The following is a 13,873-nucleotide window of genomic DNA, read 5'->3' on the forward strand; positions in this document are numbered from 1 at the left end:
TCGATCCAGCCGCGGGGTGGTGCGGCCGGCCGCGCGCAGGGGAGAGAAGCGCGGCGGCGTCCAGTGTCCAACACCGGGCGTCGCCCATGGGGCAGAACACCAGAAATAGCAGGAAGGGCGCCCCGCTCCCGGAGCCGTGGAGCGGGACGCCCGGTCTCATTCCGGCAGCGTCGACGGTGGACGCTGCGGGTCATCGGGGCAGAGGTGGACCAGCCGCATGTTCGCCTGGTCCACGGCGTCGCGCAGGCTCCCCCCGTCGTTGGGATGCAGCTCGTGCTCGACGCCGCCGAGACGGGACTCGATCTCGGCGACGCGCTGCATCATCCCGGGCCGGGCTTCAACGCCAGGACGTTCCGGCTCCCCGTACCAGTCATCCATGAACTGCTCGGCGCGGGCCACTGTCCGGGCCACCGCCCGGCCGAGCCGCCACAGGACCGTGCCGACCCCTGCCAGGACGGTGAACGCCCCGCCCCACACAAGCACCGCCTGCAACGCGGGGATGCCGGTCTCTTCCATCGTTGGTCTCCTCTACGCCACCGCTATGCCGCGGGGGGTGCGCCCTTGGATCGCTCCCGGACGGTCTCGGTGAGCCCCGGCCCGCCGGACCCGCCGGTCGCCACGGCGGTGAGCACGGCCAGGAGCGCCGCGCTCCCGGCAAGCGAGAGGCCCTGGCCCCAGTCGACGTCCAGGACGCCGACCTGGTCGAGGCCGAGCGAAGCGAGCAGGGCCTGAGCGGCGGTGCGCGCGGCGCGCTCGGCCGTAGCCCGCCAGAAAGCAGCAGTCGTCATGAGTTCGTCACTTCCAGTAGAGGAGCTGGGCCTGACCGGACACCAGATCGTGGGGGCCTTCGCTGCCGAAGACCGCGTACTCGACGCCCAGGACCGCGCCGTCGTCGCAGTGGCCGCCGGCGTTCGTCACGTCGAGGAAGGCGTCCCCGTCCGTGCCCAGGCGCTCGACGATCTGGCCGGTCTTGTGGCGCCGTCCGCCCTTGGTCTCGTAGAAACGCAGCTGCACCGTGGCGCCGGGCGTGACGTTGGCCAGGCGCATCGTCACGGTGCCGGAGTAGTGCGCCGGTCCGGTGACCAGCGGGCCCGCCAGGGGCACGGGCAGCCACTCACCGCCAGGCTGGCCCATCTGCTTCTTCACGACGGGGTTGGAGCGCGTGGGCATGTCGTCCTCCTCGTTGGGGTTCCAGCTCGCCGAGTGCCGCAGCCGCTCCGCGACGTCCTCGCGCAGCGTCGGCATGGGGAATCCGCGCGGGTCGCTCTTGTCGTCGGACCACTCCAGATGACCGATGGCCGACTTGGCGTCGAGGCCCCAGTCGTCGCCCTTGGCGCGGTGCGCGCGGATGATCGCGGCCTGGACGCGCACGATCGCGTCGTACTGCACGTCGGGCCACGGGTCGCGGCCGTCGCCGAGGTTTTCGCACTCCCACCCGTAGAAGTGCCGGTTCCCATCGACGCCGTCCCGGTTGCCCCTGGTCGGGGCGGAGGGGCGGTCGCCGTACGACTCGGCGATCACCTGGGCCAGGACGTGCGGGCAGCCGCCACCGGCGTGGTTCGTCCGGCCGTACCCGACCAGGTGCACCCGCCCGTCCTTAGCGACCATTCCGTGGCACAGCGGGCCCGGGAGGTCGTCGTCCCCGTCCCGCACGATCCGGACCGTGAGCGCGGTCCCGGACGTCACCGTGTGGTGGGTCATCGTGCCGTGGACGGGCCCCCAGGGCCCCTTGTGGTTGCGGTTGTGGTCGCGCCAGTCCCCGACCTCCACCACCGTGACGCCCTCGGCACGCAGCGCCCGGAGGAGCTGGTCAGGGGACAGCGGGTCAGCCATCGTGGGCCTCCTCGTCTACGAGGTGCAGGGTGAAAGCGGTGTGCTTGTCGCCCTGGTACAGCACCTGTTCCAGGACTTCGCGCGCCGCATCACGGGTCATGAGGCCAGGCGTACCCGGCACTTCGAGGTGGTCGGTCAGCTCCACCGTGAACCGGTACGTGGCGCTGAGCGCCTGAGCAGGCCGGGCCATCAGACACGCTCCGGCCAGTGCCAGGTACCGCCGAGCTGGGCGCCGGTGTCATCGCGGACCGAGCCACCAGCGCTGAGCGGGTGGAAGAACAGGCCGCCCGGGTTGAGGGCTACGAGGCCGACCCGGGACGGGTCGGCCGGATCGACCTCCGTGATGACAGCGGCCCGGCAGGCGGGCGGGTGGGCCTGGCTGCCGTCGCTGCGGAGCGGGGTGCCGTGGCTGACGTAGTGCACGGTGCGCCCCACGGACGGGGCGGTGTTGTGCGTCATCCCTTGACGGCCTCTCCCTCGTACCCGGAGAGGCGGCGAGCGGTCGTCTCCGGGACGCCGGCCTCGATCAGCGCGAGATAGTCCTCCCGCTGCCGGGCGACGTCCGCAGCCTGCTGCTCCGCGATCCACTCCGCGTTCGCCGCCTCCAGCTCGGCGACCCGCTGCTGGTACTCGGCCTCCGTGACGAAGTGACCCGGCTGATTCAGCTCAGGCTCGCCGGTCGTTGACTCGATGCGCCCCACCGACCCGTCGTCATACAGCACCCAGTACGTCACTGGCTCCAGGACCGAGGAGCCGGGCTCTTCTTGTTCGTTGCTCATCGTGATGCTCCTCAGAGGCTGATCATCAGCACGCGGATGTTGATCTGGATGCGGTTGTAGGTGGCACCGCCGCTGCCTCGGTCGAACGTGACGCTGAGCGGGATGTTGACCGTGGCACCGGGGCCCAGAAGGGCCGCGTTGTGGAAGCTCTTCGTGGTCTGCACATGGACGTCCGTGGCCAACGAACTGCCCGTGTTGCGGGTGTAGAACATCTCGTCGGAGTCCTGGCCGTACCCCGCGCCCGCCCCGGCCGGCAGGTTGAAGTCCACGTCGACCTCGCGCCATACGACGAGCAGCGCGGACCGGCACAGGTCCGGGTTGGTGACGTTCGTGGAGAAGTCGGCGCCCGGTTCATCGAAGCCTGGCGGCACCGCGACGTTCGGGTACATCCGCTCCTCGTAGTAGGACCGCATCGACGTCTGGCCGCGCGGCTCACCGCGCAGGACACCGTCCGCGCCGCAGACGACGACGCCCCCACTGGTATCCGGCGGGCATGGGTAGGGCCAGGCGCCCGTGGCCACCGCGAGAGGGGCAGCGGCCGAGCCGTCACCGCGCAGACCGCACCCGGTCGTGACTGCGCTTCCCGCAGCCGCGGGGACGAACAGCCCCTGGTCGCCGCCGACGACAAGGTTGTTGCCGGGGTTGCTCGACAGATGCGCGGTTACGACGCCGGTCGCCGGGTCGTACGCGAGTCCGGGGCCGGCCGAGATGCAGGGCCGGACGTCCTCGCAGGACACCTCAGCGGGCTCTGCGCTGATCACGTATGGAAGGGCCGGACTGCCGTTGCCTTCGACGGCGACGCCGGGCCCGGCCGTGATGGTGCAGGTGCACTGGGTGCTGCCGCAGCCGCATCGAGCCATGGGGACCATCTCCAAGGATGTGGAGTCTGGCCCGGCCCAAAACCAGCGGCTGCCAGGAGTCTAGAGCAGCCAGTCCGGACACTGTCCGGACACCTGACCGGACACTGTCCGGACCGGACCGGACGCCCACCCGCCCGGGTTCAGTGCAATGCGGCTGACCTGGGCGGACACTGTCCGGACACGAGACCGGACAGTGTCCGGTCCGGTCAGCCGTAGAGCTCGACAATCACGATCCCGAAGCCGCCGTCTGACCCAGGCTGGGCCTCGCCACCGATGCTGACGGCGCCGCCGGCCCCACCGCCCCAGCCACGCGCCGAGGTGCCGGGGCCGTGAGTCGCGCGCCCGTACCCGCCGTGCCCGAGGTGTGAGGCTCCGCCCATCCCCGCCAGGCCGGACGTACCGCTCAACCGGATCGCACCCTGCGAAGCACCGCCGCCCATAGCGAGCTCACCGGTACCGCCGAAGGGGCCAGGGATTCCGGAGGCGGTCGTGAGGCCGGTTCCGGACGTCATACTCGCCGTGCCGCCGTCACCGCCGTTCGCCACGACCAGCCCGCCGAAGGAGCTGCTACCGCCGGCCGTTCCGGGCTGGTTGCCGGTGCCGCCGGCCCCGCCCGCACCGACCACGATCGTCTCGATGGCACCGAGCAGGCTGACGTCGAGGAGGGCGCTCGACCAGCCTCCGCCAGCACCGCCGGGACGGAAGATCGCCTCACCCGGCTCGGAGTCCGCACCGCCGGACCCGCCTCCGCCACCTTGTACCTGGACCCGGACGCGGGACAGCCACGGATAGTCGCCCTTGGCGAACTGGTGGACTCCCGGGGTACTGATCGCAATCACATCTCGGAGCCCCATCGTGCCCGGGACGAGGCACAATTCACCCTCGTCGTTGACCACGAAGTACTCGCCGCACGCGCAGACGGACGCCACGAACTCACCTCACTCGAAGTCGTGTGCGCCCGGCCCAGAACCAGCGGCGTCACGAGGGTAGCTGTTGCGTGGGCGGTCGCGGGGTCGCGGTCAAGTGGACTGCGATGCCCGCTCCGGCCGGGACGCTCGGCAAGAGGCCCAGACCGAGCAGCGCCCGGGTCCGCCAGACTCGTACGGTCGCCTGCGTCGGCGTCACCTCCTCCAGCACAGCGGAGAGCATCGTCGTCCCGTCCGGGGCCACGTCGTGGACGAGAGCACCAACGACCGGCGCCCCGCCGAGGGGCTTCTCGTAGACCCACGTCGCGCGACCGTCCGGTCCCGTCTGCACAACCGTTGCGGCCGGGGCGGCGCCCGGTAGACCGGGCGGGCCAGGCGGGCCCGGAACGCCCTCCTCGCCCCGCCTCCCGGGAGGCCCCGCAGGACCGGCGGGCCCTGCTTTACCGGGCCGGCTCGCGAGCGACCGGGTCCGCCGGTTCAGGTCGCGGAGCGCGGCCGTCAGCGGCGGGTCCGTGGACCTCCTGCCTACCGACCCGCGCAGCGCCATCAGACACCCACCGGCGTCAGCTGAACCTTGACCTGCTCACCGCTCGAGTCCTCACTGACCCGAACCCCGATGATCTTCAGGGACTGGGAGATGTTCCGGCAGGTCGCGGTGGTCGTGATGTCGAGGCACCAGCCGGGGACCAGGCTCGGGACGTCGACCGGCGCGTCCGGGGAGAGCGTCGTCTCCTGGGAGTCGATGAACACGGGCGCCGTGCTCGCCCGCAGCCGGGACCGCGCGGCCTGCGCTGCGGACTGGTCGTCCAGGATGGACGACTCGTCGCCCACCTGTTCCAGCAGCCCGTAGTAGGGGTGGATACCGCCGTCCTCGCCCTTCACTCCCTCGGCGCCGTGGATCACCCAGCGGGTCGCCAGGGCGGCCCCGTCCTCGGTGATCGCGAGCCCGTCAGGGAAGTCCTGATCGGTCAGCGCCCCCACCCTCGCGCTGTGGTCTTCCGGCAGGAGCAGGATGCGGGCACCCACGGCCGTGTAGTCCAGCCCGGTTTCCGCCAGGTCCCGCAGGTGATCGCCGGTCTGCCCCACGTCAACGGCGTACTCGCGGTCACCCTTGATGCGCGTCGGGGCAACGATCGTGACGGTGTGGCCCGGGTCGTCCGGCGCGAACCCGTCCTTGATCAACCAGGCGGCGATGTTCGTCAGGTCCTCCGCCGTGAAGCGGACGCTGTCGTGAGGAACACGCCGGTCCAGCCAGGCCAGAATGTCCGCAGCCTGGATCAGGACCGTCCCGTCTGCGTTGAACTCCGGCGAGATGATCGGCCCCTCCCAGACCGGCTGCCCGTCCCGGTAGATCACCAACTTGTGCCGCCAGGCCCGGACACGGCCGAGCTGGGCGCAGCAGTCCCCATCGGCCTGGATGAGGACGCTCGCCGTCGAGTTGTCGTCCAGGACCCGCGACCAGTCGACCTGCAGCAGCACATCCGCCTGGGCGACGGTCCCGCCGTCGCGGTCGATGATGGCCGCCTGGTGGCTCGCGCAGCCAACTGCCATGGGAGGGCACTCCTCGCGCCGAAGATGCGCCCGGCCCACAACCAGCAGCCCGGCCAGGGTAGCCCGGCCCGTTCCACACCCCAGGTCGTCAGAAGTCCCGCCCGGACACGGCGATCGTGATCCGGGCGTCGTCCGCCGGCACCGCGATGGCGTCGGCCTCGATGAGCACGCAGTACGAGGGGCAGTTCAGCAGCGGGAATCGCAGCGGGCCGCCATCGCGGCCGTACACGTCGGACGAGGACTCGCAGCTACCGGCGCACTCGACCGTGGCCCGCCCGACCTCCCCGTCGAGGATCGCGGCCCCGCCGGCTGGCACGTACGCGATCTCGAAGACGCTGTGCGGGCTGCACCGTTCTAGCTCGGCGACCTCCTCGCACGTCAGCCCTTCGTGCTCCTGGCGCCGCTCGTAGAACGACACGGTGACCCGCCGCAGGTCCTTGCTGCCGGCCTCCACGGTGATGAGCGGCGCGCCGCCGAACCATGCGGGCCGTGAGCTCAGGTCGAGCTCGTACGCCTCCGCGTTGACGGCGATGGCCGAGCAGAAGCAGGTCCGCGGGGGCGGGGCCACGGGCGGGGACGGGATGCCGCACGCCGGGTCGCCGCACAGGTCATCCATGTCCGGGCACGTTGCGAGTCTGCACGTCTCGTCGCACAGCAGGTTCAGGGACTCCCTGTCCGGCCACGACAGTTCGCAGACCGGCCCGTCCGTGAACGGCACCTCGACGGCGCCGGGCGGACAGCTGTCGCTGAGCTCAACGCACACCGGGTCGTACGGGTCGTCGATGCTTCGGTGAACGCACCAGCGGATGCATTCCGTGCCGTCGTCCAACGGCACCGCGACGTCCAGGACGGGCACCGGGTCCGTCCAGGCCCACGGGATCGCCGCCGTGAGAACGAACTCGACGGTGAGGATGTCCGCCCCGGTCGAGCAGCCGCCCTCCCCCGAGCAGCCTGTGCCCGTGCGGGCGACGACGCGCGGCCCGTCGACCAGGGCGACGCGGCGCAGCGTCCGGCGATGTGCCGCCGCGAAGGGCTCCGGCTCCTCGAACTCGGCCGGGCAGCAGTTGTACAGGGTCAGGTCATCGCCGCCGCATCCGGCGCCCGTGCACCCGGCGAGGGCCTGCGACAGCCACCGCAGCCCGTAGTCGACCCCGCAGCACGTCGCGCCCAGCAGGACCGCGGTGACGGTGATCGTGCGCGGCTGGTCGCGGGCCGGGCCGAGGGCGGCCGTCCCGGCAGCGGACTGCGTCACCGCCCGCTGCACCGGGTTGTCATCGAGCCCGTCGACGGTGAGGACCATCAGCCCGGCGAAGTCGGCAGACGCCGGCACCGCCGGGTCGTACCACGGCGCCTGGTCCTCCTCCGGCGTCGTGTACGGCTCGTCGCCGACGAGGACGGCGTCGAAGGTGGCGCACGCGCACGCCCCGACGCTGTCGAGCGGGCTGCCCACCGATTCCAGGTAGGCGTCCAGGCGGGCGCTGTTCGCGATCTCCGTGCCGCCGAGGCAGAGGTAGTGCTCCAGCACGTCAGATCACCGCCAGGGCCATGCGGTTGATCACCCTGTGGGCCGTCACGTGTCCGTCTCCCGCCTCGTGAATCTCGAAGTTGTTCGTGATCGTCCGTGTGCTGGTGGAGCCCTGTGAGCCGCTGCGGGGCGTCCCGCTGGCTCCGGTCTGTCGCAGGCGCTGCGCCCGGGTCAGCGCCACCCCAGGGCTTCGGGGGTCAGCGAAGTTCCCGAAGGCGGGGGTCAGAGCGGGCATGCTGCCGAGCTGGGAGGAGACGCCTCCGACCATGGCGCGGGCTGCCTGCCGCGCCGCCGCGGTGATAGCGCTGACCTGCCGGAGGAGGCCGACCACCAGGCCGGCTCCGGTCATGTCGCCGATCCGCCTCATGACCAGCGACGGTGAGTGGATCTTCAGCGCCTTCCGGATGGCGGTCTGCATGCCCTTCGCGATGTCGAGCATCAGGTCCTGGATGCTCTTCTTCTGGGCCTTCAGCCCGGCGAGGAGGCCGTCACCCGCCTTCTTCCCCGCGTCGTAGAGCAGGTCCGCGCTGGTGTTGCCGAACTTCCCGGCGCTCTTCGCGAGCTGCCCCTGCAGGTCGTTGATCCGTGCCAGCTGCGCCTTGCTCGCCTTCGACAGTGCGGAGGCGACGGCGGCGCCCTGGTCCGGTCCGAGGCCGATCAGCTGCTCGACCAGGTCCTTCCGCAGTCCGCGCTTCGCGAGGGACGCGATCTGGGAGGTGAACGCCTTCACCTGCCGCACCGCGCCGACGAGACCGGCGGTGATCGTGCTCGCGTTCACGCCGTCGCCCTGGACCAGGCTGGACAGCGAGAACGCCTGGAGGGTCGCCTTCGTCGTCTCGGCCGCGAACTTCTGCGCGGCTGCGATCTTCTCCGCGAGGGCGTCGCGCTGCGCGGCCAGCGACACCAGCTTCTTGTTGCCGGCCTGCACCATCGCGACCAGGCGGTCATCGACCCGGGTGTTCTGCCCCTTGAATGCCTCGGTGATGGACTTCGCGAGGCGGGCAGTCGTCTCCCTGATCTTCGCGGCCGTGCCGGTCAGGCCGACGATGAAGCCTCGTCCGGTGTCCCGTCCGATCGCGGCGAACACCTTGGACGGCGAGTTGATCCCCAGGAGGTCCTTCGCGCCCGAGACCGCGCCGCCGACCGCGTCCTTGGCGGCCGAGGCGAGAGAGCCCGCCATCGACCGGATGCCGCCGATCATGCCTCGGATGAGGTCCTTGCCCGCGCCGGCGAGGAGGCTGCCGACGTTACCCAAGGCGGCCTTGGCCTTGCCCGGCAAGCCGCGCACCGTCGCGACGGCGTCAGCAACGAACGTCCGGGCGGAGGCGAGGGCCCCGGATGCGGCGCGCTGGAACACGCCGACGATCGAGCTGACGAGGCCGCTGATCGCGCCGATGACGCGCCCCGGCAGCCGGCCGAACCAGCTGATGATCCCGTTGACCAGGTCGGGGATGATCGAGTGCCCGACGAGCTTGTCGTACATCCACTTGAAGCCCGCGACGGCGGCCGAGACGAACGAGTTGATCCACCCGACCACGGTCGTCAGCATCCCGATGAGCCCGCCGAGGACGGTCACGACGCCGCTGATCCACGGCACGACGGCGTTGGTGATCTCCCACTTCGCGAACGCCGCCGCTACCTGCAGAATTGGCGCGAGGATCCCGATCAGCGTGCCGAGGAGCGGTGCGAGGGCCTGCGCCAGGCTCAGGATCGGCGGCAGGAGCGGCATAACTGCCTGCACCAGTGCGTCGAATGCCTCTTGCAGGGGCGCCATCAGGGGTGCGAGCGCCGTGACCAGTTGCGTGATCAGCGGCGTGAACGCCAGAACCAATCCGCTGACCGTCGTCGCGAGAGCGGACAGCAGTGGTGCCAGCGACGTGACCGCCCCAGCCAGCACCTTCCCGATCAGGGCGCCCAGCGGAATCAGCGCGGTGAGCAGCGTCCGGAAGGCGTTGGTCAGCGGCGGCAGGATCGGCATGAGCGCGCCGACCAGGGCGGAGATCACCGGGGCCAGGGCCTCGGTGACCACGGACAGGGCGGGCGCCAGGAGCTGGCCGACCGAGTTGGCGAGCAGCCCGACGAGCGGCAGCAGCGGGGCCAGCCCGGCGACCGCCGCACCGATAGCGGCACCGAGGGGTGCGAGGGCAGGGCCGATGAACGCGAGCCCGTTGGCCAGCGCCGTTCCCAGGGTCGCCAGGCCGGGCGCGATCGACGCCAGCGCCGGGCCGAGGGAGTCGATCAGGTTGACGAGCGCCGGGCCGAGAGCCGTGAAGATCGGCGCAATCGCGGGAAGGATCGCGCCGACCTGGTGGACGAGCGCCACCAGGATCGGCCCGAGCTGCGCGGCGATCGTCGCGACCGTGGCGAAGATGCCGCGGATCGCCTCGGCACCCTGGGCGGACTGAACGAACTCCTTGAACCGCCCCGTGATGTCGGCCAGGTTGTTGAGCAGCCCGCCCCCGACGTCGTTGGCCGCCTTGAAGACGCCCGCGATGATCCCGCCGACGTTCGAGGCGACGGCGGCCAGCTGCTTGAAGACGGTGACAGCGGCCCGGACGAGCTCGACGGCACGGCCGGACGCGGCAAGGACGCCGAGGTACGTACCGAAGCGCGCGCCGAGGTTCCCGATCGCGTCGCCGGCCTTCTTCCCGAACGCCTCCGCGATGGCGGCCCCGACATCGAGGAGGCCGGCGGCGATCGGGACGATCGCCTTCTGGAGACCGGCAGCCGCCTGCGCCGTCCCGTCGATGATCGCCTTCAGCGGGGCGGACGCCTGCGATGTGGCGGCGAACTTCAGCCCTTCGCTGGCCGCCTTACCGAACTGGGCGGCGACCTTGCTGAGCCCGGACCCCAACGGCAGAAGGTTCTTCAGGGCCCCCGAGATGTCCCCGGAGAACTGCCGGAAGAACGACTGCTGGACCGACTGCTGAACGGCCTTCAGCTGCGGTACGAACGACCGGAATGTCGTGACGGCCTTCTGCGCGGCCGGCGCCAGCCCCTTCAGCGCCTCGTTGAACTTCTTGCTGTCACCGGACAGCGCGGCGCCCAGGGCGTCACCGACGCCCAGGAACGCGAGCTTCAGCGTGCCGAGGGCGACGACTGCGCCACCGATCGCGGCCGGGACCGCAGCCAGGATGCCCACGGCGGGCGCGAGAGCGGCGAGCAGGACCCCGATGCCCTGCGCCGCACCGGCAGCGGCAATCCCGATGGCCCCGAAGGTCAGGAGCCCCTGCAAGCCTCTGGCCGCGACGCCGGCGATGCCGCCCAGCCCGGACAGTGCCCGGCGGAACCGGTCGGTGTCGAGGTTGGTGTTGACCGTGACCGTCGGCGCCCGGTGTGCCCGGACCCGGGCGTCGAAGTCGTCCAGGTCCGGGACGACCCGGATGCTGACCTCCTCGCCGAGGAGGAAGGCGCGGATGCGTTCAACGAACCCGGTCAGGTCCGGCCTGACGGGCAGGTTCAGCGACTCGAACGACCGCAGCTGTGTCAGGAGCTGGGCGTCGAACCGGCGGAGATCCGGATCGACCCGGATACTGACGGACGCCGCAGCCAACCCGCGCTGGATGTTGTCGCGGATCTCGTCGCCGATGTCACGGGTAGCGCGGAGCAGCGCGCGCCTGATCCGCAGCCCTAGGTCACGGGCCTCCCCGACGACCCCGACCTCATCGAGCGTGATGGTGATCCGGGCGGACCCATAGTCCTCATCGTCGGCCACCTGGCAACCTCACGAGTGCGTGATGGTTGCCCGGCCCAGAACCAGCGGCATGGCGGGCGCTCAGCCCGGCCAGCATTCAGCCTAGCTGTTGCGCCCCGCCGAGAGCTTCGCGTCCTGCGCCGCCAACTGCGCCATCAGGGACTCCGCCGCGTCTCTCCTCATACCACCCCCGCGCACCGCCCCTGCCGCCCGTCCGCCGGAGCGTGGCCGGCTGCCGGCCGGCGGCGCGTAGAGCCTTGCCCGGTTGCGTTGCCTCTCGGCGTCGTCCTCGGCGGAGGCGTCGATCGCGGCCTCGGCGGCCGACAGCATCCGCCTCAGTTCCCACGCGCGCGGGTCGACGCCTTGGAGGGCAAGACTCCCGTCCCACGCCTCCCAGCCTTCCGCGATCCACCCGCAGAGGCGGAAGGTGACGTAGGAGGGCGCTGGTCCGCTCCACCCCCGTACAGGCCGACGACGAACTCCATGATCTCTACGATCACCCGGTCCGGGAGGCGCAGCCCCCACCGGGCCTTCCCCGTCTGCTCGGTGAGCCCGTCTACGAACGCCTGCGCCTCGTCCCAGTCCTGGAACGAGGCCAGCACCTCGCCGTCGCCCGCGACGACGTCGACACGGGTGAACAGGGCAGCGGAGTCCGGCAGCATCAGCCGGGCCAGGAACGTCCGCATGCCGCTCGCGACGGTCCGCAGGTTCTCCGGGGTCAGGGTCTCCATGTCGTCCAGGTCGACGCCGTTCGCGGTCAGTACCGCTTCCCGGAAATCGCTGAACGCCTCCACGAACTCGTCCCCCATCACCTCGGGCTCAAAGAGGAGTTCGATGTCGCCGATCTCTACGACGTGCGGCTCGGTGTTGAGGGTGATCGATTTCCTGGCCACGGGGTTGGTTCCTTGTCTCCCGCATCAACGCCCGGCCCAGAACCAGCGGCGTACCCCGCAGGGTAGAGCACATCCCGCCCCCTGATCGGTGCCGCCGGATGGGCCGGTCGGTCAGCGGCCCTGCCGCAGGGCCCGCTTCATGAAATCGTTCGGCTTGGTCCCCGGGTGGTGGACCACCCTGGCGAACACCACACGGCCGCCGACCTCGAAGCGCAGCGCCTTCTTCCGGCGCGGCCGGATGATGTGGGGTCGGGTGCCGTTCAGCACGTAGTGGACAGCGGGGTGGTCGCACAAGATCACGCCTTGCAGGCCGTTCGGCCCGTCAACCACCTTCCACGTGATGTAGCTGCCCATGGACCCGGGCGCCTCACGCTCGGCGATCCGCGCGACCCGCTCAGTCCGCTCGGCGAGCCTCCGCCCCGCCCGACCGTTCCGCAGTCGCAGGAGGCGGGTGATCGCCCCCGGATCGACCCGCATCTCGACGCTCACGACGCGTCCCCGGGACAAGGGGCGCACCCGGGAAGAGCTACGGTGACGCGCTGCTCCAGGCCCACGCAGCCGCCCTCCGGGCCGACCGTGCGCTGCGCCCCCATGACGAAGCGCCGGCCCCGGCGCCGCTGCTCCGTCCCCGGCAGACAGCACAGCAGCGCGTTGTACACCGTCACCATGTCGACGTGCAGCGCCCTCGCCGTCTCCGACAGGTCCTCGCACGAGGGAGGGCATCCCTGCTCGGTGAACGTCGGCGCGCACCGCAGCAGCGTCACGACGAGCTCCAGCGCGGTGACCCCTGGGGGCATGCAGCCGCGCACGCCCTGAACCGTGCGGTCCTCCGCCGGGAACCCCAGCTCTGACGATGGGTAGATCCGGGCTACGGAAACGGTGAGCTGCCCGCCCGACGCCTCGTTCCCGCACGGGTCGTCGCACGAGTCCCATGCCACCTGCCCCGGGACGACGCAGGCCCGGCAGGACGGGCAGCCCGGCTGTCCGTCGACGGTGGCCGCGGTGGACTCCAGGGCGGCGCACACGCAGCCGAGGACCGCTTCGGTCAGGTCGTGGATCGAATAGTCGGTCAGGGCCACATCGTGCTCCGGGGCGGTTTGTAGTCGGGCGAGTAGACGCGGGAAGGCGACGTCAGCCCGTGCGGATTCACCATCGCCAGCCACATGTCGGCCATGGGCAGGCCGGTCCGGCCCTCTCGGTACATCTGCGCCGGGTCGTCGTTCCACACCTCCACGCCCTGCCGGGACATGCGGTTGACGTTGCGGTTCACCTTGCATCCGCACGACCCGGGCGAGCAGCCCTTCAGGAAGTGGCAGGTCAGCTCCGACACGGCGGCAATCGCCGCATCGTCCAGCGCCAGGCCCCACCGGTAGGTCACGGCGAACGTGCCGGGCTCGGTGGTCGGGGCGGCCATGTCCTGGCAGTCCGGCCAGCACTCCCCGTCGGTGCGCACCAGCCGGCCGGGGGCGTCGACCCGGTACGCCTCCGGGACCAGAGCCTCGCCGTCGACCAGGACCTCAACGACGTCGTACACCGGGCCAGGCAGGTACACCTCGCACAGCTCGCCGCACGAGCAGTCGGACTTGCAGCCGCACGCCGACGCGTTCCTCCAGATCCCATCGGCCCCGATATACGGGATCCACGGGCCGGTGCCGGTACCGGCCTGGAAGCTGAAGAAGCTCTGATCGGCGCACGACCGCCTGCACGGGCGGACCGTGATGGGGCAAGGGCCCCAGCGGCGCCCGGACAGTCCCCACAGGATCTGTGACGCCACCCGGGCCCAACGGTCCACGGCTTCCTGCTCCATGCCCT

16 protein-coding genes are annotated in these 13,873 nt (G+C 71.1%); all 16 read right to left on the bottom strand.

Going from position 1 to position 13,873, the window contains the following annotated elements:
* Positions 1 to 156 precede the first annotated feature (156 nt).
* The gene (locus ACLQ2N_RS16005; protein ID WP_425813380.1) at positions 157 to 516 is read right to left on the bottom strand and encodes a hypothetical protein; all 360 of its coding nucleotides are present in this window, start codon (positions 514 to 516) and stop codon (positions 157 to 159) included.
* A gap of 23 nt (positions 517 to 539) precedes the next feature.
* Entirely contained in the window at positions 540 to 788 is a 249-nt protein-coding gene (locus ACLQ2N_RS16010; RefSeq protein ID WP_425813382.1) for a holin, read from the bottom strand.
* Positions 789 to 795: 7 nt separating this feature from the next.
* The gene (locus ACLQ2N_RS16015; protein ID WP_425813384.1) at positions 796 to 1,833 is read right to left on the bottom strand and encodes an N-acetylmuramoyl-L-alanine amidase; all 1,038 of its coding nucleotides are present in this window, start codon (positions 1,831 to 1,833) and stop codon (positions 796 to 798) included.
* Positions 1,826 to 2,023, bottom strand: a complete 198-nt coding sequence (locus ACLQ2N_RS16020; RefSeq protein WP_425813386.1) for a hypothetical protein — start codon at positions 2,021 to 2,023, stop codon at positions 1,826 to 1,828. Before ACLQ2N_RS16020 ends, ACLQ2N_RS16015 begins: the two co-directional genes overlap by 8 nt.
* Positions 2,023 to 2,292 (bottom strand): hypothetical protein, encoded by a 270-nt coding sequence (locus ACLQ2N_RS16025; RefSeq protein ID WP_425813388.1) that lies wholly within the window; start codon positions 2,290 to 2,292, stop codon positions 2,023 to 2,025. Before ACLQ2N_RS16025 ends, ACLQ2N_RS16020 begins: the two co-directional genes overlap by 1 nt.
* Positions 2,289 to 2,612 (bottom strand): hypothetical protein, encoded by a 324-nt coding sequence (locus ACLQ2N_RS16030; RefSeq protein ID WP_425813390.1) that lies wholly within the window; start codon positions 2,610 to 2,612, stop codon positions 2,289 to 2,291. The genes ACLQ2N_RS16025 and ACLQ2N_RS16030 overlap by 4 nt, the downstream gene beginning before the upstream one ends.
* A gap of 11 nt (positions 2,613 to 2,623) precedes the next feature.
* Positions 2,624 to 3,487: a hypothetical protein gene (locus ACLQ2N_RS16035; protein ID WP_425813392.1), complete on the bottom strand. Its 864-nt coding sequence runs from the start codon at positions 3,485 to 3,487 to the stop codon at positions 2,624 to 2,626.
* Positions 3,488 to 3,678: 191 nt separating this feature from the next.
* Positions 3,679 to 4,401, bottom strand: a complete 723-nt coding sequence (locus ACLQ2N_RS16040) for a hypothetical protein (RefSeq protein WP_425813394.1) — start codon at positions 4,399 to 4,401, stop codon at positions 3,679 to 3,681.
* 543 nt (positions 4,402 to 4,944) lie between these two features.
* Positions 4,945 to 5,949, bottom strand: a complete 1,005-nt coding sequence (locus ACLQ2N_RS16045) for a hypothetical protein (protein WP_425813396.1) — start codon at positions 5,947 to 5,949, stop codon at positions 4,945 to 4,947.
* Between the two features lie 88 nt (positions 5,950 to 6,037).
* Positions 6,038 to 7,474 (bottom strand): hypothetical protein, encoded by a 1,437-nt coding sequence (locus ACLQ2N_RS16050; RefSeq protein ID WP_425813398.1) that lies wholly within the window; start codon positions 7,472 to 7,474, stop codon positions 6,038 to 6,040.
* Between the two features lies 1 nt (position 7,475).
* On the bottom strand, positions 7,476 to 11,189 hold the full coding sequence (locus ACLQ2N_RS16055) for a phage tail protein (RefSeq protein ID WP_425813400.1): 3,714 nt from the start codon (positions 11,187 to 11,189) through the stop codon (positions 7,476 to 7,478).
* 81 nt (positions 11,190 to 11,270) lie between these two features.
* The gene (locus tag ACLQ2N_RS16060; protein ID WP_425813402.1) at positions 11,271 to 11,498 is read right to left on the bottom strand and encodes a hypothetical protein; all 228 of its coding nucleotides are present in this window, start codon (positions 11,496 to 11,498) and stop codon (positions 11,271 to 11,273) included.
* A gap of 5 nt (positions 11,499 to 11,503) precedes the next feature.
* Complete coding sequence (locus tag ACLQ2N_RS16065; RefSeq protein ID WP_425813404.1) at positions 11,504 to 12,061, bottom strand: hypothetical protein; 558 nt, start codon at positions 12,059 to 12,061, stop codon at positions 11,504 to 11,506.
* Positions 12,062 to 12,172: 111 nt separating this feature from the next.
* The gene (locus ACLQ2N_RS16070) at positions 12,173 to 12,550 is read right to left on the bottom strand and encodes a hypothetical protein (RefSeq protein WP_425813406.1); all 378 of its coding nucleotides are present in this window, start codon (positions 12,548 to 12,550) and stop codon (positions 12,173 to 12,175) included.
* Positions 12,547 to 13,140, bottom strand: coding sequence for a hypothetical protein (locus tag ACLQ2N_RS16075; RefSeq protein ID WP_425813408.1), 594 nt, complete (start codon positions 13,138 to 13,140; stop codon positions 12,547 to 12,549). Before ACLQ2N_RS16075 ends, ACLQ2N_RS16070 begins: the two co-directional genes overlap by 4 nt.
* The gene (locus ACLQ2N_RS16080; RefSeq protein WP_425813410.1) at positions 13,131 to 13,595 is read right to left on the bottom strand and encodes a hypothetical protein; all 465 of its coding nucleotides are present in this window, start codon (positions 13,593 to 13,595) and stop codon (positions 13,131 to 13,133) included. The genes ACLQ2N_RS16075 and ACLQ2N_RS16080 overlap by 10 nt, the downstream gene beginning before the upstream one ends.
* Positions 13,596 to 13,873 lie beyond the last annotated feature (278 nt).

Origin of the sequence: Streptomyces sp. DT224 (assembly GCF_049844595.1) — a bacterium.
In the GTDB taxonomy this organism is placed as follows: Bacteria; Actinomycetota; Actinomycetes; order Streptomycetales; family Streptomycetaceae; genus Streptomyces.